The organism is Paraburkholderia sp. BL9I2N2, assembly GCF_004339745.1.
GTDB lineage: Bacteria > Pseudomonadota > Gammaproteobacteria > Burkholderiales > Burkholderiaceae > Paraburkholderia.
This window is the reverse complement of the sequence record NZ_SMGP01000004.1, coordinates 84,409-105,444: the sequence shown is the minus strand read 5'-3', so window position 1 is coordinate 105,444 and position 21,036 is coordinate 84,409. Positions and strand designations below refer to the sequence as shown.

Here is a 21,036-nt window from a genome sequence, read left to right as displayed (position 1 = left end):
AACGCGCTGCGTCGCGGCGGTGTCAACATGTTTTCGATGAATCGGGTTGCATGGATTGCGGCGCTCCAGTTCGCCTTGTCCGCCTGTTCGGTTGCGCCCGGCATGAAAATGCAAAAAGCGTCTACGTTGCCGATAACCAGTGCGAGTGAGCAAGCGCCGGCCGAGCAATTGCCCGTACCGATGACCGAAGTGACCCTGTCGTCAATCGACGAGATCCGCAGTGAAGCTGAGCGTCGTAACGATGCCAGCGCCAGCGCCCTGCTCGGCCGCGGCCAGGCTTATACGATCGGTGCCGGCGATGTGCTCCAGATCACGGTCTGGGACCACCCGGAACTGGCTGCGGCTTTGGGCGCGCAGCCACCTGCGAACGCGCGCACCTACGACCCGCCGCCGGGATTCGTCGTCGACGACACAGGCTATCTGCGGTTTCCCTTCGTCGGAAATATTCACGTCGAGGGCATGAAAGTCGACGAAGTCCAACGCAAGCTTGCGGCGGAACTGAGCAAGTCGTTCCACGATCCTCAGGTGACGGTGCGTATTGCGTCGTTTCGCGCGAAGCAGGTGTACGTCGACGGCGAAGTACGTACGCCGGGAGCGCAATCCATCAACGATATTCCGACGACGCTGTACGACGCCATCAGTCATGCCGGCGGGTTCAGCGCGGCTGCGGATCAGAGCCGCATTACGTTGACTCGCAACGGTCAGTCGTACGACATCAATTTCACGGGGATGCTGCAGCGCGGTTTGAACCCTTCGAAGATCATGCTGCGTCCCGGCGATCTGATTCGCGTCTCCGCCAGAGAAGAAAACGGCGTGTTCGTGCTGGGTGAAGTGACAAAACCCATTACCGCGCTGCCGCTACGCAGCGGTCAGTTGACGCTGAGCGACGCGCTTTCACAGGCGGGCAGCATCAGTTCGACCACCGCGGACGCCGCGCAACTGTATGTGATCCGCGGGCTCGGCAAGGACGCACGTGTCTTCCACCTCGACGCCGCGTCGCCCGTCTCGATGATTCTCGCCAATCGGTTCGAACTACAACCGAAGGACATCGTCTACGTCGACGGAAACGGGCTGGTTCGCTTCAGCCGCGTGTTGAGCCTCCTGCTTCCTGGTATCAACGCCGGACTTACGGCGGGGTTGGTGACGAAATGACCATGACATTGCGATTTCTCCGAAGCCAGCGCATGACGGTGCGGTCATGGTGAATCGCCGTTCCGCAATGGGTCTCTCAGCCGGCGCCGCAATACTGGGCGCCACGGCTGTCTCGCGTGGGTGGGGCGAATCCATTGAGAATCGATCACCGAGCGGATTTCGCTGGATCAGTGACTTCGCCGCCAAGGGCAAGGGTGCGACGGACGACACCGGCACGTTCCAGCGCGCGATCGACTACGTGCGCAATATCGCACTGCGCACGCGCGACACGTCGTGCTTACCGGCCTTGATGATTCCGGCCGGTCGATACGTACTCACGGAGACGATCGACACCGCGCCCTGGATCAAGCTGTGCTCGGTGGGCGGCGTCCTGCTCGACTTCTCTCAGTTGCCCGTGGGTTGGGACGGCTTGACCTGCAGAAACGAAACCACGCTTCCCGCGACAGAGTTGCGTTTTCCGGGTGACCGCTCGCCGTTCCTCGACGGCACAGGCGGCACGATCTCGATACTTGGTCCCGGGAAGGCGCGGGCCGAAGGATGGGGCATCGTGATGGGCAACCGGCAAGCCGGATTTTCGGGCGCCGTGCGAGACGCGGGTGGCCGCAATGTCGTGGTCACGGGCTGGCGTGGCGCGCTCCGGATCGATCCGCTCAATACGTACCTCACCGCGTGGTTCTCGTCGCGGTTCGAACAGAACCGCGAGAACGGCATTTACGTGGCTGCGGGGGTGGGCAGAAGCGTGAATAGCGGCGAACGGATGACCTTCGTCGATTGCACGTTTGCCGGGTCCGCGCGTGCCGTCGACATCAACTCGGACAGCATGGATTTTGTCTTCGATGCCTGCTCGTTCGATTTCAACGGCGACGTGGTGTATTTCGGCCGTCAGGCTCGTTTTGGCACGGTGGCGCTCAACCACTGTCACATCGAGGGTATCGACGGACTGCTGGTCAACGCCACGGCTTCGGGTAAGCATCTTCGCACCGTGTTCCGCGACTCGATCGTGTTGCCGAGACGCTGGAAGCGCAAGGACCTGAACAATGCGCCTCGTCAATTGGTCGCGGGCACCGCGAAGTTCTCCGCCTCCGGCGTCGAGTGGCGTTTCGAGTCTCCACCGCAGGGGGCGTTGACGGCGTTGATCGGTGACGAGGTGCCCGTCGAGTCGGTGACCGCCATGAGCTTCCAGAAGGTTCAGGCGCTGCCGTGGCGGGGAAGCGTGATCAACGCCGACAGTCTCTTCACGCTGGATCGCCCAGGCACGCGCGTGGACGCGCTCACGCACTGGAGCATGTCAGTCGCCACGCCCGGTCAGACTGCAGGCCAAATCGTCGCTTCGGATACGGTTGCCGGAAACAGCGCAGTGGCCAGCTCGAGGCAGGCCTTGCGGCTGGCATCGAACGATCAGGATAACGCGCCATTCTCGGTGATCACACGTACACCTTTCCCGGTCAGTCCCGGCGAAACCGTTCTGGCCGCGTGTACTGCCACAGCGACGGGCATAACGGGCCGCACGGCATTCGCGTTCCAGTTTTTTGCCGCAGGGGGCGTTCCGCTGAGCGTGAGTGAATCGCAAAGCGCGGCGAATGAACTTCCGTCTGCACAAGCAGCCGTTCCAGCCGGCGCCGTTCAGGCTGTCCTCAAGACGACCTTCACCGGCTGGACGGGAAAGCTCGAGATCAACGAACTCGCGGTATGGCGCTCGTCATGACGTTGAATGCGCGAACGCCCATTCGAGTCAGCAACGTCTCAACACAAAGAAAGAACACCCAGATGATTTCCAACGTTCTAATGGTTTGCCACGGAAACCTTTGCCGCAGCCCGATGGCTGCTGCCCTTCTTCAGCAACGCGTCGAAGGTCTGCGCGTCGGTTCCGCCGGTCTGGCGGCCGAGGTGGGACAACCGGCGGCGACCGAGGCCGTCGCGGTACTTTCCGAAATGGGCATCGACATCCAAGCGCACCGCGCCACGCAGTTGACCCGACAGATCGCGAACGACGCGGAGCTGATACTGACGATGACCGCAGCACAGACGCGAAGCCTGCAGTCGCTTTATCCGCTGATGCGCGGCCGCATCTTCTCGATACGCGGCTTCGACGATGCGGATATCGATGATCCGATGGGCATGCCCATCTCCGCATTCCGCGCGTGTCGCGAGGCATTGACAGACGGTATCGACTACTGGGTACGGCGACTGAAAATCCTGAATGAACCAGCAGGCAACCGCGTCTATCCGGAAGCGGTCTGCGTTCGCGGAGGTGCACAGTGAACCCGCCGTATGCTCCGCACGAAGCAGCCGCCACTGAGAAAGAGTTCAACCTGGCGGCGATGCTCGATGTCTTCATGCTCTATCGCCGCATGATGCTGTGGATTTTCGGAACCGTCTCGATTCTCGGCATCGCGGCGGTACTGCTATCGGATCCGCAATATCAGGTCAACATCATCACTCAGGTCGACGAGGGCTCTGCCGCAACCACCGCGTCGTCGCTGCTGGGCCAGGATCTTTCGTCGATGCTCGACGTCAAGTCGTCCGCCGACACGGAAATGCAGGTGCTCCAGTCGCGGCTTGTCGTGGCTTCGGCCGTCGATAACCTGCGTCTGGATATCGAGGCGGAGCCCGCGCGTTTTCCGTTCATCGGTCGCGCCATCGCGCGATCCAGCAAGGGGCTGTCCCACCCTGGCTTCCTCGGCATGGGCGGATACACGTGGGGTGACGAGAGCGCAAGCGTCCAGCGCTTCGACGTTCCAACCGGATTCGAGGGAGAACAGTACCGCTTGACGGTTCTGGGCGCCGGAAGCTACCGGCTTTCGGGCGCCGGCCTCGAACAGGACGTTGTCGGCCGGATCGGCAAGACCGAGACTTTTGTCAGCGACGACGGTCCGATCACCTTGCACGTGAGCGCGATCCGCGCGGCAGCTGGCGCGCGCTTCAAGCTCACGCGGCAATCGCGTCTGGAGACGATCGACAAGCTTCAACGCAGTCTTTCCATCAGTGAGCTGGGCAAGGATTCCAATGTTCTTCAGGTCAAGCTGCGCGGCAGCGACCCGGTGCTGATCACGGCAATCCTGAACGATATCGCCCGCCACTATGTCGGCCAGAACGAGGACCGCAAGGCGGAGCAGGCCGCGCGATCGCTGACCTTCCTGCGCGGCCAGGTACCCGACTTGCGTGCGAAACTCGATGCCGCCGAAAGTGCCTATGCCGCGGTTCGAAGCAAGCTGGGATCGGTGGATCTCGACGGTGAGGCGCGCGCCATCCTGCAGCAATCCGCCGACAATGAGACCCAGGTCAGCACACTCCTGCAAAAGCGCGCGGAGGCGCTGACCCGCTTTGAGCCGACGAATCCAACGGTGGTCGCGCTCGATCGCCAGATCAAGGTGCTGCAGGCGCAATCGGCCGGGTTCAGTCAACGCATCGATCGTCTGCCGGAGACCCAACGTCGGGTGGTGACGGCACAACGTGACGTCAAGATCAGCAATGACCTCTACGTCGGCTTGCTGAACAACATCGAACAGTTGCAGATTCTGGAAGTGGGACGGATCGGGAACGTCCGCGTTCTCGATAACGCGTTGTTGCCCGACCAGCCGATCCGGTTGTGGCGCCCCGTGTTGTGTCTCGTCGTGGTCGTGCTCGCCGTGTTTGCAGCGGCCGCTACCGCGTTCATCCGCGATCTGCTGTTCCGTGGGATTTCCGATTCACACGAGATCGAAGAACAGACCGATCTCAGCGTGTTCTCCGTGGTGCCGATGGCGAACCGCAGTGGCTTCCGGTTGTCCGGGTACTTGCGTCGAAAAACACCCCCGCGACGGCCACTGGCGTTCGTCGATCCGGCCGACCCCGCGATCGAGAGCTTGCGCAGTCTTCGTACGGCATTGCAGTTTTCGCTGTCCGACTCGGGCAACAAAGTCGTGATGTTCACCGGGCCGTCACCCAACATCGGTAAATCGTTTATCGCGTCGAACGTGGCCGCGGTTCTCGCACGGACCGGCAAACGTGTCCTGTTGATCGACGGTGACCTTAGACGCAGCGGACTGAGCCGTGCCTATGGCTGCCACTCGGCCGTTGGGCTATCTGACGTGATCGCCGGTGCCAGTGGGCTCGACGCGTCGATCCGCAACGTCGAGCGCTCGACGCTCGACTTTCTCCCAAGCGGGTCGATGCCGCCCAATGCTGCCGACCATCTGAGCAGCCCGAGCGTGTCCGATCTTTTCCAGACCCTCTCCGCGCGGTACGACGTGGTGATCGTCGACACCGCACCGCTCCTCCCTGTACCCGACGCCGCCATTCTTGCGCCCTATTCCAATGGCAATGTGTTCCTGGTGGCGCGCGCCTCCATCACGAAGCCGGCGGAACTCGAAGAATGTGCGCGCCGCCTGCGGCAGGTCGGCGTCGACGTGAAAGGCGTGGTACTCAACGGGATCGATCGGCACGCAGGACGATTCCGGTATGGCACGACCTACGGAAGCTATCGCTACGCGAGCTCGCGAAGCAAAGATCCTCGCCCCGTGCTGGACGAGGTCGCGCAATGACGCAGCGAGGCCGCGATGCCTGGGCGGCATCTTTGCTCTCCGTCAGCACGCTGGGATCGGCCGGGCTGGCGTTCGCCGTACAGGCGATGCTGGCGCGGTCGCTGTCACCTTCGGAGTACGGACAGTTCGCCGCCGCGCTCGCCGTCGTGACCATCATTGCCCCGGCGGTCGGCTTCGGCGTGCCGTCCTTCTGGCTAAAGGCCTACGGCACCGAAGGCTGGGCGGCAAAGCGCTGGATGGAGGCATCGGTTCGTTTCATCACTCGCAGCGCGCTCGTGTGCCTCGTCGCCGCCGCGCTCTGGGCATGGGTCGGCACGGCCGACGCGCGCACCAGCCAACTGCTGCTGTCGATGCTCCCCGTGGTATTGACGCAGGGCGTAATCGAAATGGCCTCGGCGAAACTGCAGCTCGAAGAGAAGTTCGGGCGGGTCGCGATGTGGCAGGCGCTGCAGCATGCCGGACGTCTCGTACTGGTGCTGGCTTGCTGGCAGCTGGGGGCAAGCAGCGAGGCGATTGCGCTCGGCTTCGGCTGCATGGGCGCAATCGTAACGCTGTGCGCCTGGCGGTCGGTCTCCGCGCTGCGGCGTGGTGCTGTGGAACTGATTGGACATGGGGCGAAATCCGCAGCGCGACGGATGAGCGGGAATTTGCCAACGCCGTCGATCCATGAACTCTGGCTCAACGCCATGCCCTTTGGCGTCTCCAGTCTCCTTTTCTATGCGTACGGACAAAGCGGGCTGGTGATCGTCTCGCACCTCGGCACGTCGCAGGATGTCGGCGTCTATAGCGTCGCCGTGACGATCCTGACCGCGCTCTATCTGTTGCCAACCGTTTTGTTCCAGAAGCTCCTGATGCCGCGACTTCATCGTTGGGCTGCGTCGGGCGACGAGCGTCTCGAACGAGTGTACCGGGACGGCAACAAATGGATGTTCGCCTCCGGTGTCGCACTGGCCGGCGTCGCAGCATTGCTCGCGCCGTTCGCAATCCCACTGGTATTTGGCAGGCAATACGAGCAATCAGTGAATGTAGTGATGCTCATGACGCTGAGCACGCCATTCAGATTCCTGACCGTCAGCGCCTCTTCCGTGATGACGACCCGCAATCTGATTCATGTGCGTAACCGCTGCGCCTTCGCTGCGTTGTTATTCAGCGTCATTGCTGGCGTGATCGGCGTGTTGCTCGCAGGCATCGTCGGCGCCGCGGTTGCGTCGGTCGCAGGCGAGGTCGTCTGGGCTGCGCTGTCCGTGCTGTGCGCCCGTCGTTTCCTGGCCGGTGCACGGCGCAAGCCGGCACCGGTCGCCGACGTTCAGCAGGATGCCCAGATTGCGTCCTCCTTGCTATCCGAACAGATTCCGGTAAGCGTGATCATTCCATGTTTCAACTGCCGCGCTACGATCGGGCGAGCCGTCCAGTCGGTATTCCTGCAGACGTGCCGCCCACGTGAGCTGATCCTCGTCGACGATTGCAGCACCGACGGCACACTCGACCTTCTCGGCCAACTGGCGCTGAGGTATCCAGCCAACTGGATCCGCGTACTGCCGCAACCTCGCAACGCTGGACCGGGTGCAGCGCGTAATGCCGCATGGGCGGTTGCAACACAGCCCTACATCGCGTTTCTCGACTCGGATGACAGCTGGCATGCCGCCAAGATGGAGATCCAGTACGGATGGATGCGTGCTCGTCCGGAGGCGGCGATCACTGGCCATCCTGTGGCGCAACTCGAGCCCGGCGAGCATCCCGAATCGCAACCATGGCCTTCTGCCGTCGCGCCGCGCCGCATGTCGCGACAGCGCATCCTGTTCTCGAACCGCTTCACGCCGTCCAGCATTCTGATGCGCGCAGATGTCGGCGCCCGGTTCGACGAGAAGAAGCGGCACGCTGAAGACTATTTCATGCTGCTTGAGGCTGTTCTGGTGGAGCAAGGCGAGGCCTACCTGTTTCCGGTCGCCCTTTCATACGTCTACAAGGCGCAGTTCGGTGCGCAAACCGGCCTGAGCGCTCAACTCTGGAAAATCCAGAAAGGTGAACAGGATAACTACCTCCACTTCCGCAGACGCAGAGTCATCAGCAACGTCGAATGGTTATGTTTTTCCCTGTTGAGCGCCGCCAAGTATTTTCGGCGCTGCGTGCTGTCGCGGAGATTTACGTGAGAAAAGTACCCGCATCCAGCGCACAGCACCAACCGGCGAGGCGTTCAGAATGACTTACTACCTCGTTCCCCTACTAATCTTTTACTTCGGCGTGGCGCTGTGCATTGCCTATGGCGGCACCAATCCTGCCGTCGTTCTCACGTGTGCGTTGCCGATGGTCGCTCTAGCCGTTTTGCGTGGCCATAGCGGTACTGACACGGCTGCGTATTACCAGGCGTTCACGGACCTCGGCCAAGGCAACGGCTATGGCGCCGAGCCGCTATTCAATGCGTATGCGCAGTTTCTCTGGGCCATTGATCCCGACCCGCGGTTCGTCGTCAACAGCATTTCGATGACAACTGCGCTGCTGTTGCTGTGGTCCATTTCCCGTAGCCGCTTTGGCATCTGGTTCGGTGGACTGGTGCTCGTGCCCGGCATGTTCTACGAGCTGACCATGAATGTGATGCGATTCGGTCTCGCGTCAGCGATTTTCCTGCTCGCGACCCGCGTTTCGCCACACCAGAAGCCGCTTCGATACTTCATTTACGCTTTGATCGGCACCTGCGTGCATTTCTCTTCAGCGCTCCTGTTCCTGCTTTTCATTGCGACGACCCGGCGCGGACACACGCTGATGTTTGTCGGCGTTGCGGTTGCCGTCATCGGCGGTTCACTTTTGATGCCGGACTACTTCGCCGACAAGACCAGTCTCTACACCGGCATAGCGGCCCCAAATGCGTCGTCCGGACTGCTCTTTCTGATGATCCAGATGCTGATGCTGGGCGTGATGATCGTGTACCGGCGGCAGTTCGCCATTCCACCTATCGGCTGGCTGATCTGCGCGTTGCTGGCGGCAGTGCTTTACGGCATGACCCAGGTGACTTACGCGGGCATCCGCTTTCAGTTGATCCTCGTGAACCTGATGTTGGTCGTCCTCTGGCGTCAGTTCGCTCCGCCGACTGGACGCATGCAGACAAATCTGGCGACGTGGCTATTCCTCATTGGACTGATCGCGCTCGCGGGACGCATCCACAACATGACTGATGAAGAAGGACACGGGGAATCACCGTTCTTGCCTTATCAGATGGCTCCAGCAATCCAGGAACTAGGGTAAGCGATCATGCGACAAAAAATCGTACACGTAACGGAAGCTCTGGGCGGCGGCGTGCTGCATTGCGTTGCCCTACTGGCCAATCGTCAGGCAGCCGCAGGTGACCAGGTCGTCGTGCTGCATTCCATGCGGCAAGACACGCCGCCGACTGCGAAGCTGGATCAGTTGTTCGATCCGAGGGTGCATCGTCAGGTCGTCGACATGCACACCAGCATCGGAGCCCACGATATCGTCAGCGTGTTCCGGCTCCTCATCGCTCTGTTTCGGGAGCGGCCGGACATCGTTCATCTTCATTCGTCGAAAGCCGCCGCGTTGGGGCGGATCGCGGCACGCTTCCTCGGCATCACGGCGCATACCATTTATTCGCCACACGGGTTCGCCTTTCTCAAGGAGGACATTTCGCCGCTCAAGGCAAAGCTGTTTTTGCTGATCGAGCGGATGCTGCATGCGACGGGTGGACACATCGTTGCCTGTTCGAAGAGCGAATTGCGTTATGCACGAATGCTGCTTTTGGGTGCGGAGCGCACAAGTCTGGTCGAGAATGCGGTGAAACTCGATGGGTTCGATCCGGGCGGTCACAGACAGGCAGGCGAAGCCGTGGTCGTATGCACGTCGGCGCGGGTCACCTATCAAAAGGCTCCTTGGCGATTCACGCGTCTTGCGCAAAACATTGCGGGAATCTCGAACGCGCACTTCGTGTGGATCGGCGATGGCGAAGCCGACGCAATCGACCGTTGGATCGATCGCGACGTGATTCAGTTGACTGGCTGGATTCCCGCGGGGGACCTTCGGCGACGACTTCTGCAATCCGACATCTTCGTTCTGCCTTCGCTATGGGAAGGCATGCCGATCGCACTAATCGAAGCACAAGCCGCCGGGCTTCCGGCGGTAGCCAGCCGCATTGTCGGCAACCGCGATGTCATCGTCCACGGCGTCACGGGCTTCCTCGCGAATGATGATGAACAGTTGGAACATTACACCCGCCAGTTGATCGACGACGCTGAACTCCGTCAGCGGATGGGTGCCGCTGCGACTGCGCACGCGCGTGCCCGCTTCGGCGACACGCAGTTTTTCCGTGCTTACGTGGGAGCCTACCGGCGATTGCTGACGCCGGTACCAGGCCGCCGCTTGCCGGCCGTGACGCACACACTTTCACATGAGGTCCTGAAATGAGCGTGCCCGAAACCGAAGCGCCGCCCACAGCCGCATCAAGCCCTCGCTCTGCTCGCGAGTCGCAACACGGCGACGTCCATCCAGCGTTTATCCGCCGCGAGACACGCATCGCTTTCTTTGGATTCTATGGGCGGCACAACTTCGGCGACGATTTGTTCGGATACTTGCTGCAATCGATATCGGTCAGAGCACCGGGGATTCGTCCGCTGATAGTAGGTGCATCGCCCGCGCAAGAATTGACGCATCGGTTCCACTTGCCGCTTGCCCGGGCATTGTGGGGGCGTCCTGGCGCAATGGGTGCGGCGGCGCGATCAGTGACCTATGTGGCTGCTGTCATGCGTGCGCGGGCAGCGATCTTCGGCGGAGGCTCGCTATTCGGCGCCCACGCATCACTACCCTTTGCAAAGCTGATCGTCAACGCGGGGCGACGGTTCAACAGGCCCGTCGCCGCGCTTGGCGTATCAGTCGGGCCATTCGCAACGGCGGAGCGGCGCCACGCGTTTGCGAGCGTTCTTAGAGCGATCCCGTGCATCGCGGTCCGCGACGAAGCGTCGGTCCGCGCGGTCGCAGACGCAACGGGATTGGCACCTGTCAATCTCAAGGACCTCGCTTTCGCGTTGCCTGCTCTCTATACGCCAAAGCGCAGGAGCGGTGATCGACGTACTCTGGTCGTGTCCATTCATCTGCGTCAATACATGGATGCCGTGCTCGCCATACTCACCAAAGTCGACAGCCAACGCCTCGTCGACGAGGTGCTGTTCGTCTCGCTCGACGACGAAAGCGTCGCGGTAACAGGAGACATTGCTCGCCTGTTCTCGCCATTGAACGTTTCCGTGGGGCGCTTTCAGTACGGCGATTCGATTACCGAGGTGGTTGATCTGCTTACTTCGGCAACATGCGTCGTCACCTCGAAACTGCACGGCGCGATCGTGAGTTTTGTGTATGACGTCCCTATCATGCTGTTCTGCTATCAGCGCAAGTGCGCGGAATTTCTGCTGGACAACGCATTGCCGGGACCACAAGAACCACAGCCGCCGGACGACGTGTGCGTTAGACATGTCACTGAGCTTCTTTCACACGGCAGCCGTGAGCAGCGGTATTCGAGCGCCGGGTGGCATCTCGACCAGTTCACGCAGTTCATCACCGCTATCGGCAACATTCAGACACGCGCCGGCGCTGTTTGAGGCCTTGTGGGACGGTGCGACGACACTATCTGACGCCGCACCGGTTTTGTTCCTTGCGGCGAGGCACAGCCCCGCCGCTCGGTATCCTTTATGTTTGCAGCTCCGTCATGCGGGCGGCGAGATAGTCGCCGAAGTCAGCCGACACCTCGGGATGGCGCAGCGCGAACTCCACCGTCGCCTTCAGGTAGCCAAGCTTGCTGCCGCAATCGAAACGCGCGCCGTCATACCGATAGGCTAAAACCTGCTCATCGTTTAGCAACGACTGGATTGCATCCGTCAGTTGCAACTCGCCTCCGCTGCCCGGCCGCAATGCGCGCAGATGCTCAAAAATCCGTGGCTTGAGCACATAGCGGCCGACCACGCCGTAGCGCGAGGGCGCGTCCGCGGGTGCCGGCTTCTCGACGATACCCGACAGCTTGAAAATATTCTCTTCCCATTGCTTACCGTCGATGACGCCATAAGACTTCGACTCGTCCTGCGCAATCTCTTCGACACCTAATACCGACGTATGGTAATGGTCGAACACATCGATCATCTGCCGCAACACAGGTGGCCTGCCATCCAGCAGATCGTCGGCCAGCACCACGGCAAACGGGCTGTCGCCAACGAGCTTTTCCGCGCATAGCACGGCATGCCCCAAACCCAGCGCTTCGGCCTGGCGAACATAGAAGCAATCGACATGACTCGGCTTGATACTGCGTACGAGCGAAAGCAACTTCTCCTTTCCACGCGCCTCGAGTTCCGCCTCGATCTCGTACGACTTGTCGAAATGGTCCTCGATGGCGCGCTTGCTGCGGCCCGTCACGAAGATCATTTCGGTGATACCTGCTGCGATGGCTTCTTCGACGGCGTATTGAATCAGCGGTTTATCGACAATGGGCAGCATCTCTTTCGGGCTGGCTTTAGTTGCCGGAAGAAAGCGGGTACCGAGCCCCGCCACGGGAAAAACGGCTTTCGTTACTTTAAGCATGGGACTTGAATCTCGCGTGTGGAATGATCAGGCTTTAATCCGGAAATGTCGGTGCTCGGTCCGTAAAAAGAACCTGCCCGAAAGAATCCAGAAGCCGGGCAGGTTTAACCGAGGCCTTTCGGGTTTGCCGAGAATGGCAACCCCGCACAAGTATCGTCTTCCATTAGTCGAGTCGGGTGTGGTCTTGTCGGATCACGCTGATCAATTGACCGAACGCTACAGTAATGTCATTTACCAGCGGCGGCATTTACAGCCAAAAACGTTTTGGCTGTAAATGGACCGGTGAAACAGTGACTGTTGATATGGCGTATTGGCGGAATGAATCAAGGTTTTGTCACAAACGGGAATATGCGCGCGAGTAAGCTTTAGCAAAAGCATATCACCGGGAAACGATCGGTGATGAAACGTCAACCTTCGCATGCAAGATAGACCATTGACCAAGAAATCAGATAGCTTGCAGGCGATCGCCGCATTTAACCAATCGTACCTCCTGCTCGCGCAGCGAATGCTCAAGGAAGACCGGGCGCAGGCAAAGCGCGCACTCGGTCTGTCCGATTCTATGGCTACACGGATCTGCTCATTGACGCAGGCCGAGATCGAAATACTCGCCGATAGCTCGGACCTGATCTGCCAATTCCGAGCGGACGCGGCGCCGGGCCGGGCGTGACACCTGCCGGCTATCCAAACGCCAATGCATCACGACACGGCCGCAGGACGCGTGCCGACGAAATCACTACCGCAACAGATTGACCTTCGCGCGGTTGGCAATCCGCTGGCCTCGCCCGTCGATTACTGCGCGCAACATGAATAGCCCGAAGCGGCAGGCCTCGTCGATAGTCGTCACAGGCGGCATCACGAGTTCTTGACATGCGCCCACGACATTGGCGAGCGCCGGCTCGGGATGCGTGAATGCGTCGAGCAGCGACTTTCAGTTCCCCCCGATGCTCGACGAGCACGCCTCTGATACCCATCACATTCCCCATCGCGGCGAAGTTCAGATCCGTCAGGTCAGAGGCCGTATCGACGACCCCGCCCATCATCATCTTGAAGCCGTCGTCGCCGGATATCGAAACACATGCCGGTCTCCTGAAGGCGGCTCGCCGAGCGTGCCTTTAACCGTGGCCCTATCGCAATCACACGGTCTCTATCCGCACGCACGAGTGCGAACATCCCTGCCAAAAGAGGTGCGCGGCTGACCGGTCGGCGCCTGCGGATGCGATTAGACAAAGCAGCGTGCAAGCGCGAAAGAAACTACCGGTCCACACGACGATACTCGATCGCATGTCCAATCCCATCCTTGCGCGCCCTGCATGTACTCCAGAGCGCACCGCGGAGAACACACGATGAACGCGATCAGATTTCGGTGGTTCCGAACCGGCTACCTCACCGCAGCCGCTTGCCTGACGATCGGCGCATCGTGCGCGCTGCAGGGACCAAGCCTGATGCGGGCGGTCATGACTGTCGGGACGGACGTGCAACTGCCGCTCGAACGCATCGCCACCGATAACCGGGCGCACGCGCAATCGCCGGTTCATTCGTGGAAGCAGAGCAGCCACCGCACGGACGCCAATACGCGCGCGCCCCGTCCTACGCCCGGCTATCTGCGGACGATCACGGATTTCAAGTACTGGACGTAATGGTGCCGCGAGTGGGCGTCGATGGGGCGGATTGAGGCCCATCATCCGCCACACGGTAAGAACACAATCGCTCGATAAAAAAGCTGGCGATACTCGCGCAGAGAATCGCCAGCCTTCATCTGTGCTTTACGACTGCAGGAATTCCAGCGAGTCCGCATTCACCCGATCCGCATGCGTCGTGAACATGCCGTGCGGCGCGCTAGCTTAGATTATCGGATGCAATCGTAAGCGCGCTCGATCGACACTTGCATACCGGCCAACCAGAACCAGTCGATCGTGCCTTGCGACACCTTCGCATCCGGCCGGTTGAAGCCGAAGAATGGCAGCGCCAGAGATATCGCACGCACGCGAGGTGAGCCCGGTGGCAACGCCAGCGAGCACGACGACGTCCAACCAGCGCAAGCCGCGCGAAAAAGAAGCGAGATCAGGCTCGCGTTGCGTCGTCGAGAGCGGACGTCAGGATCATTGCGTCGGCATTGCGCGGCGCAGGCCGGCAGGGACGCGGCTTGTACACGGCGTCGCCGCGACGAATCGGGCGCCCGCTCATCGCGCAGACGCCCTCGGTCCGAGCCCGCGACGCGCACCAGACCTGGTCGCCATAGCAGCAGCGCGTCGAGTCGCGCCAGGAGATCGTCGCGGTCGAAGACGTCGGCCGGTCTAGCAAGCTCACCGTGACGCAGTGAAGCGCCGTGTCGTCCACGTGACGCGCCGGGGTGCCTTCATTCAACCCACTGCCGCGGTCTTTCGACCCGCTCGCAGGCACGGACAACAGGCCAATGGTTTGCATCCACGGATCAATCAAATTTGCGTTTGCCAGCATGTCGCGACTCCGGTTGAAGAGTTAACTGGTTGAATGGCTTTGTATGGGGATCTATCGCAGCGCGTCGACGCATTCACAAAGCGCTTCGCCGTGCGCGTAGACCGTCACAAGGGTTTCGTCGGCTTTAGGGCCGTCGTTGACGGACAATGAATCGCCGGTGTGCTTTAGAAACGCCTCGCTGATCCTGAGAAATGACTGAACCTGCTTATCGAGCGCCATTCGCTTTCGTCCTCCAACAGCAAGGCGTCTCACCGACAAAGCGTTTGAACACAGTGGTGAAATGCGCTTGCGAGCGAAAGCCGCAGCTCAGTGCGACATCGAAGACGTTGTGCTTCGAGCTCAGCAACAGCTGTTGTGCGTGTTCGATCCGGCGGCGCAGCAGGTATTCATGCGGACGCAGGCCCGTCGCGCGCCGGAATTGCGCGGCGAAATGCATGCGGGTGAGGCCGGCGCTCGCGGCAATGTCGGCGAGACCAATCGACTCGGACAGATGCGCGTCGATGTACTCGATCACGCGGTTCATGCGCCACTGCGGCAGCGCGGCCGCCTCACGGTTCTGCGCGTTCGATGCAGTGAATTGACGCGCGACAATGCGCGACACGATGGCGAGGCTGACACTCTCCGTAAAGACCTTGCCCAACGCGGCGTCGCTGGTCTGTGAAACGACCAGCGCCTGACCAAGCCGATCGAGTGCGGCATCGCGGACCAGCTTCGGGTCGCCAAGCACGATGTCGCCCGCATGCGGCTGCTGGAACAGATCTTCGTAGCACTCCGCGAGAACTTGTTGCGACGCGAACAGATGCAGCACGTCGACGGACGACTCGAACACAGCGCTGACGGACACCGCGGGCGCCGTCACCTGAACCACACCCGCCGTCACCCGCCCTTGCATAAGCCTGCGGCCCGCGTGATTGAAGGTCAGCGACACGCATTTCAGCGCCAGGCCTATGCAGTGATCGGACCCGTTGCCGTGACTGACGACTTCGAGCGGCGTGGTGATATTGCGCGTCCAGCGCGACACCTGCACATCGCCGCGCTGCCGGTGTGGCTGCGCTTGATGCGCGCGCGGGCTGCGCCATTGATGCTCGGCGTCGATCGAGCTGGCGATGCGTTGCGGCGCAATGTCGGCACCGGGTTCAGGATACGAGAGCAGCGAGCTGGTCATGATATGTCCGTCCGATAGAGTGATCTGCCTGCGGTCGAAACACTTGCACCGCGATGACTCAAAGTTAATCAAACGGAGCTCGCGCGCCTAGCCGTACATACGGTTGCCTACGACGCCAAATGGTTGGGTCAACCTATATGAAGGTTTAATGCGGGCGGGACATGCGCAGATGAAATAGCCGCGCGACGCGTCCGTCCGCGCGCGGAGGCGTCGCATTGCAGGGATTCGAGCGAGAAACGAACGACGATGCGATTTTCGCCGTTCAGGAGACAAAGATGCCCGCGCGGTTCAGCCGCGCTGAACGCGCGGCGGCGTGGTGGTGCCTTGGGGCGATTTGACGCCGAGAGCTTCCGCCTTCAGCACGAAATCGGCAAGCGAGCGAGACTCCATCTTCTTCATGGCCTGACCGCGGTGAATCTTCACCGTGATTTCACTCAGCTTCATTTCAGCGGCAATCTGCTTGTTCATCAGGCCGCTCGCGACAAAAGCCATCACTTCGCGCTCGCGCGGCGTGAGCGATGCGTAGCGGCGGCGCAGATCCGCGACCGAGCGGTCCGCTTCGCGCCGTTCTTCGTCCTTGCCGAGCGCGGTCGCCACGGCGTCCAGCATGTCCTGGTCGCGAAACGGCTTCGCGAGAAAGTCCATCGCGCCGGCCTTCATCGCCTTGACCGACATGGCAATATCGCCATGCGCGGTCATGAAGATAATCGGCACACGCACTGCGCCCGCCGCAATCTGTTCCTGCACGGCAAGGCCACTCTGCCCTTTGAGCCGCACATCCAGAATCAGACAGCTCGGCACATCCGGCATCTGGAACGCAAGAAATTCATCTGCGGACGCGAACAGTTCAACCTGCAAACCCACTGAGCGCAGCAACATACCGACCGCTTCACGCATCGAGTTATCGTCGTCGACGACATAGACAATCGAGTTAGTCGCGGTGTTGCCTGTTTCACTGCTCATGACAGGTTCCCTCATCGAGCGGCAGAATGAACTGCAGCACTGCACCCTTTCCCTCTTGCGACTCCGCCCAGATCCGGCCACCGTGCGCCTCGACAATCGAGCGGCAGATCGACAATCCCATTCCCATGCCTTCCGCCTTCGTTGTAAAGAATGCGTTGAAAAGCCGCCCGGCGTTCTCTTCGCTGATGCCCGTGCCGGAATCTTCTATGACCACCTGTGCGTGCCGCGCATCGAAGCGGCGCGTGCGGATGCGCAATTCCCGCGGCCGTCCCGTGATGCCCGACATTGCCTGCACACCGTTCATCACGAGGTTGATGATGACCTGCTGCAATTGCACACGGTCGGCGCACACCTGCGGCGGCGGACATGCGTAATCGGCATCCACTTCGACACGGTGCCCATCCAGTTCGCGTCGCACCAGTTCGATGGATTCTCTCACTATAGCGTTCAGATCGAGTATCGCCTGACTCGGGTCGCGCTTTTGCGCCATCGCCCGGATCTGGCGGATCACGTCGCTCGCGCGCCTCGCGTCGCGAATCATCTGGTTAATGGACTGTCCGACTTCCTTCAGATCGATCTGCGGACGATTCATCCAGCGCAGAGCGGCGTCGCCGCACGTGACGATCGCCGCGAGCGGCTGCGTGACCTCGTGCGCGATCGACGCGGCCAGTTCGCCGAGCATCGTCACGCGCGTCACGTGCGCGAGTTCGGCCGTCGAACGGTCGAGTGCTTCCTGCGCCACCCGCCCTTCCGTCACGTCCATCAGCGCGCCGACGTACTCGGGATGCGCCGACTGCGATGCTGCGAGATGCGCGACGTAGTGCACATATTTGACGCTTCCATCGGGCATCGCGAGGCGATGTTCGATGTCGACGAACTGCGCGCCCGCGAGACTCTGCTGATAAGCTTGCCTGACGAGCGCGATGTCTTCGGGATGCGAGCGCTCGAGGATCAGCCGGAAAGTGGGCGTAACGTGCTTCGCATAGTCGAAGATCTGATACGTTTCGTCGGACCACCACATTTCGCCGTCGGGCAGTTTCGTCGCAATACTGCCGGTGCGGCTCAGGCGCTGGGCGTCGGAGAGGAACGCTTCGCTGCGCTCGAGCGCCTGCTCTGCCTGCTTGCGTTCTTCGATATCGGTGTTCACGCCGTACCAGCGCAAGATGTTGCCGGCATGATCGCGCAGCGGTTCCGCGCCGATATGCATCCATCGGTACACTCCATCGCTGCGCCTGATGCGCGAGACGTTTTCGAACGGCATGCCCGTGGCAATGGCCTGGTTCCAGGCGTGCTGCGCCGCGGGGTAGTCGTCGGGATGAACGATCGAGCGCCAGATATCGCCATCATTGTCGGCAAGCGTCACGCCCAGTTCGTTCCAGCGCCGGTTGATGAAACTTAGCCGCCCGTCGCTCGACGAACTCCAGACCATGCCAGGAATCGCATCGATCGTCGCGCGCAATTCGTCCTTCTGGCGCTGCAACTCGCCTTCCATCTGCTTGCGGACAGTGATGTCGTTGTTGGTGGCGAGCACGGCGCGCGGCTTACCCTTCGCATCGCGCCACAGGGCCCAACGGCTCGAAATGATGACGGTGGTGCCGTCATTGCGCACGCGCTGCAATTCACCTTGCCAGCGGCCCGAACGCAACATCTCACTGCGAATCTCGTCGAGTGAAACTGAGGAATGGGTCTGCGTCAATTCATGAATCGGCTGGCCGATTGCCTGTTGCGCGGTCCATCCGTAGAGCGCTTCCGCGCCGTGATTCCAGAACGTGATCAGATCGTTCATGTCGTACACGACGATTGCGTCATGCGTCAGATCGAGCAACTGCAGTTGCTCTTGCAGCGTTGCGGTGTTCTTCTGATTGCGCAACGCCAGCACCGACGTCGTGGCGATGGCGAGCAGGCTGACGGCACAGCGCGCCAGCGCGCCGCCCGAGTAGTGCTCGTCATGTGACATCGCAAACGCAATCACCGTGAGCGCCGCGCAGCTCCACGCGGTGAGGATCGCCGCAGGCCGCGACCCTGTCGATGCGACGAGCAGCACCACGACCACATACAGCACGGCAATCGCGATATCGAGTGGCGTGAACGCGTCGATCAGGAAGACGACCAGCGCGATGACGGCCGCGAGAACGGACAGCACGCGCGCGTCATGCCGCAGCGGTTCGCCGGCACGCGAGCGGAATATCATGACGACGATTGAACGCGCCGCGCGGGAAGGCGGGGGACTAAACGGCGCGATGTTGGCATAGGCATTCCAGGCAAACGTTCGTTGACTAGCACCGGAACCCTGTCTTGTGCCGCAAGCACGGCACATCAAAGTCAGACATGCAGGACGCCGACTCATAATCCGATACTTATTTTATCCGAATTTTTTAAAATTCAACTATTGAGGTCCGCCGCGAGCGGGCTTCAATGAAGCTCGCCGCCTTCGGCCTGGAGCGTTTCGAGGCAACGCGACACGGCAGCACCATCGACAGGCTTGCTCAGCACGCACATCGCTCCGTCTTCCAGGGCCTGGCGGCGCACCGTTTCCGACGCGAAGGCTGAGATAAAGATAATCGGCAGCGCAACCCCACCGTCGAGCAGACGCCGCTGCATCTCGAGCCCGGTCATGCCCGGCATCTGCACGTCGGAGATGACGCAGGCGACATCTCCGATCTGGCCGGCGGCGAGGAAATCTTCGGCCGACGCATAGAGCCGGACGTCCCAACCCAGTGAACGAACCAGGCTCGATGTGGCGATGCGGACGGATTCGTCGTCGTCGATGATGGAAACAATCCGATGGGTATGCAAGCGACTATCCTCTGCCATACATGCGGTTACGACGGCACGTTGTTGTCTTGTCCGCCGTTCAGGTGTTTCTATCTTATGGACAAAACCCCGCCGCGAAAATCATATGTGTGTATAGGGAAGGCCGGGAAAGTTGGAATCAAGGCCGCATGTCGGCGTCGCGCGGCGCATGCGTTTAGTGCCGGCCGTTACCCGTCGTGCGTATTCGAAGTCGGGCGTGCCTTCACTAAACGATGCTTGGGGCAAAGCCGCTACATTGGCGAGATCGATAATGCATTCGCGGCCCACTCTTCTCGATCCGCACAATAGAATCCACGCCCAGGAGCGACCTATGCCGACACTCATTGAACGTCTTGAAGGAGAAGCGCGCGAGCGGCTGATCTGTTGGCTCAGGCGTCGCATGATGGAAAGCGAGATCACGATCGAAGCGCTGGAACACGCGCTCAATCGCGATGTCGAGGATGAGCGGATGATTCGCTATCGCGATGCGTACGGCAACGTGTGGACGGGTCTCGGCGAGATGCCCGAGTGGCTGCGCCGCGCAGTGGCGGCGGGCCAGAGCATCGATCACTTCCGCTGCGGCTGAGCGTCCCGCTTTGCGCAATGCGTGTGTGTCGCCATCTGCTTGCCGACTGCATCGGCGAAGCGCTCGAGCGCAGCGAGAGAGCCTTGCACGCTGCGGTATTCCGTTTTGCCGATCATGCCGTCCAGTACGACCAGCAGGCCTGAGTCTGTTGCGAGCTTGACGATGTCCATTGCAGTCTCCCGATCTTCGCTGTCCTGTTCATGACGATATCCTCGCGCCGCGGATGAATCGTTTGTCACGATTTAAAGGTACGCGCGACGCGCGTCCAAAACCATTCTACGAACGGCCATCTACATGGTGCATTCGCATGGGTCACTCATCCATCTGTATAGGTTGATCGAAGACATGCGATGCGCAGCGCCGTCGCCCCAAGGTTCCAGCTTTATGTAATAGCCACCCCGTGTCGCGCTCACTACCATGAGTAACGCTGGTGGCGACGCCACGGTCAGAGGAGAGCGGGATGGGTTCCGGCGAGAAGTGCTTGCGAACGCCGGTCGGCAAGTGGTTCGGACCGGGCGTCGCGCCGAGGTCGAGTTGGCCGACCGAAGAGCCGCCGGAGATGAACAGGGGCTTGGCCATGACCGTCGGACTGGTCCTGCCCCGTATGCTGTTTGAGCGGTTCGCGACAGCACGCCCGGCCTCTTGACTGATATTCAGAAAGGGGCCGCCGTTCGCCTGCCACAACGCTGACCAACCGCCGCACCCCAATCCCCGAGCCGCCCCTCCGGGGCTTCGACGTCATCCACGTCTTCCCGCTCGCGCGAGACGCGCGGGCCACCCGCCTGCCCCACCGGCGAACGGCGCGAACTCCAGCTTTATGTAATAGCGGTTCT

At 61.0% G+C, this 21,036-nt stretch carries 20 protein-coding genes and 1 pseudogene; 11 read left to right on the top strand and 10 right to left on the bottom strand.

Annotated elements, in window-relative coordinates; translation table 11 throughout:
* Positions 1–27: 27 nt before the first annotated feature.
* Genes B0G74_RS36710 through B0G74_RS36675 form a run of 8 tightly spaced genes read left to right on the top strand, consistent with a single transcriptional unit; the run spans position 28 to position 11,269 of the window.
* Complete coding sequence (locus tag B0G74_RS36710) at positions 28–1,152, top strand: polysaccharide biosynthesis/export family protein (protein ID WP_132383201.1); 1,125 nt, start codon at positions 28–30, stop codon at positions 1,150–1,152.
* 46 nt (positions 1,153–1,198) lie between these two features.
* Positions 1,199–2,857 (top strand): hypothetical protein, encoded by a 1,659-nt coding sequence (locus tag B0G74_RS36705; protein ID WP_132381539.1) that lies wholly within the window; start codon positions 1,199–1,201, stop codon positions 2,855–2,857.
* Positions 2,842–3,414: a low molecular weight phosphotyrosine protein phosphatase gene (locus tag B0G74_RS36700; RefSeq protein ID WP_132381537.1), complete on the top strand. Its 573-nt coding sequence runs from the start codon at positions 2,842–2,844 to the stop codon at positions 3,412–3,414. The genes B0G74_RS36705 and B0G74_RS36700 overlap by 16 nt, the downstream gene beginning before the upstream one ends.
* A 59-nt stretch (positions 3,415–3,473) precedes the next feature.
* On the top strand, positions 3,474–5,675 hold the full coding sequence (locus B0G74_RS36695; RefSeq protein ID WP_347814528.1) for a polysaccharide biosynthesis tyrosine autokinase: 2,202 nt from the start codon (positions 3,474–3,476) through the stop codon (positions 5,673–5,675).
* Positions 5,672–7,825 carry a glycosyltransferase gene (locus B0G74_RS47150; protein WP_279388648.1) on the top strand — a complete coding sequence of 718 codons (2,154 nt, stop codon included), beginning with the start codon at positions 5,672–5,674 and terminating at the stop codon, positions 7,823–7,825. The genes B0G74_RS36695 and B0G74_RS47150 overlap by 4 nt, the downstream gene beginning before the upstream one ends.
* A 49-nt stretch (positions 7,826–7,874) precedes the next feature.
* On the top strand, positions 7,875–8,915 hold the full coding sequence (locus B0G74_RS36685) for an EpsG family protein (RefSeq protein ID WP_132381533.1): 1,041 nt from the start codon (positions 7,875–7,877) through the stop codon (positions 8,913–8,915).
* 6 nt (positions 8,916–8,921) lie between these two features.
* Positions 8,922–10,085: a glycosyltransferase gene (locus B0G74_RS36680; RefSeq protein ID WP_132381532.1), complete on the top strand. Its 1,164-nt coding sequence runs from the start codon at positions 8,922–8,924 to the stop codon at positions 10,083–10,085.
* The gene (locus tag B0G74_RS36675; protein WP_132381530.1) at positions 10,082–11,269 is read left to right on the top strand and encodes a polysaccharide pyruvyl transferase family protein; all 1,188 of its coding nucleotides are present in this window, start codon (positions 10,082–10,084) and stop codon (positions 11,267–11,269) included. The genes B0G74_RS36680 and B0G74_RS36675 overlap by 4 nt, the downstream gene beginning before the upstream one ends.
* A gap of 88 nt (positions 11,270–11,357) precedes the next feature.
* Here B0G74_RS36675 and galU read toward each other — a convergent pair whose 3' ends face one another.
* Positions 11,358–12,239: a UTP--glucose-1-phosphate uridylyltransferase GalU gene (gene galU / locus B0G74_RS36670; protein WP_132381528.1), complete on the bottom strand. Its 882-nt coding sequence runs from the start codon at positions 12,237–12,239 to the stop codon at positions 11,358–11,360.
* Between the two features lie 454 nt (positions 12,240–12,693).
* Between galU and B0G74_RS36665 the strand changes: the two genes are divergently transcribed.
* Both B0G74_RS36665 and B0G74_RS36660 read left to right on the top strand, forming a co-directional pair.
* The gene (locus B0G74_RS36665; RefSeq protein ID WP_243658500.1) at positions 12,694–12,906 is read left to right on the top strand and encodes a flagellar transcriptional regulator FlhD; all 213 of its coding nucleotides are present in this window, start codon (positions 12,694–12,696) and stop codon (positions 12,904–12,906) included.
* A 676-nt stretch (positions 12,907–13,582) separates the two neighbouring features.
* A complete protein-coding gene (locus tag B0G74_RS36660) occupies positions 13,583–13,876 on the top strand; it encodes a hypothetical protein (protein WP_132381524.1) in 294 nt (97 codons plus the stop codon).
* A 126-nt stretch (positions 13,877–14,002) separates the two neighbouring features.
* Here B0G74_RS36660 and B0G74_RS36655 read toward each other — a convergent pair.
* The 7 genes and pseudogenes from B0G74_RS36655 to B0G74_RS36630 all read right to left on the bottom strand — a co-directional run.
* Positions 14,003–14,208 (bottom strand): annotated as a pseudogene (locus B0G74_RS36655) (alpha/beta hydrolase); the annotation flags it as partial.
* A 92-nt stretch (positions 14,209–14,300) separates the two neighbouring features.
* Positions 14,301–14,696, bottom strand: coding sequence for a DUF3331 domain-containing protein (locus B0G74_RS36650; protein ID WP_132381522.1), 396 nt, complete (start codon positions 14,694–14,696; stop codon positions 14,301–14,303).
* Between the two features lie 51 nt (positions 14,697–14,747).
* Complete coding sequence (locus B0G74_RS46010; RefSeq protein WP_165924006.1) at positions 14,748–14,915, bottom strand: hypothetical protein; 168 nt, start codon at positions 14,913–14,915, stop codon at positions 14,748–14,750.
* Complete coding sequence (locus tag B0G74_RS36645; protein ID WP_132381520.1) at positions 14,902–15,861, bottom strand: AraC family transcriptional regulator; 960 nt, start codon at positions 15,859–15,861, stop codon at positions 14,902–14,904. Before B0G74_RS36645 ends, B0G74_RS46010 begins: the two co-directional genes overlap by 14 nt.
* A 288-nt stretch (positions 15,862–16,149) precedes the next feature.
* Positions 16,150–16,824, bottom strand: coding sequence for a response regulator transcription factor (locus tag B0G74_RS36640; protein WP_132381518.1), 675 nt, complete (start codon positions 16,822–16,824; stop codon positions 16,150–16,152).
* A complete protein-coding gene (locus B0G74_RS36635; protein WP_132381516.1) occupies positions 16,814–19,015 on the bottom strand; it encodes a PAS domain S-box protein in 2,202 nt (733 codons plus the stop codon). Before B0G74_RS36635 ends, B0G74_RS36640 begins: the two co-directional genes overlap by 11 nt.
* A gap of 221 nt (positions 19,016–19,236) precedes the next feature.
* Positions 19,237–19,620 carry a response regulator gene (locus B0G74_RS36630; protein ID WP_132381514.1) on the bottom strand — a complete coding sequence of 128 codons (384 nt, stop codon included), beginning with the start codon at positions 19,618–19,620 and terminating at the stop codon, positions 19,237–19,239.
* Positions 19,621–19,948: 328 nt separating this feature from the next.
* Between B0G74_RS36630 and B0G74_RS36625 the strand changes: the two genes are divergently transcribed.
* Complete coding sequence (locus B0G74_RS36625) at positions 19,949–20,203, top strand: H-NS family nucleoid-associated regulatory protein (protein WP_132381512.1); 255 nt, start codon at positions 19,949–19,951, stop codon at positions 20,201–20,203.
* On the opposite strand, the gene B0G74_RS36620 is transcribed toward B0G74_RS36625, so the two are convergent.
* Both B0G74_RS36620 and B0G74_RS36615 read right to left on the bottom strand, forming a co-directional pair.
* The gene (locus B0G74_RS36620) at positions 20,185–20,373 is read right to left on the bottom strand and encodes a hypothetical protein (RefSeq protein WP_132381510.1); all 189 of its coding nucleotides are present in this window, start codon (positions 20,371–20,373) and stop codon (positions 20,185–20,187) included. The genes B0G74_RS36625 and B0G74_RS36620 overlap by 19 nt on opposite strands.
* Before the next feature lie 142 nt (positions 20,374–20,515).
* Entirely contained in the window at positions 20,516–20,782 is a 267-nt protein-coding gene (locus B0G74_RS36615) for a hypothetical protein (protein ID WP_132381508.1), read from the bottom strand.
* Between the last annotated feature and the right edge of the window lie 254 nt (positions 20,783–21,036).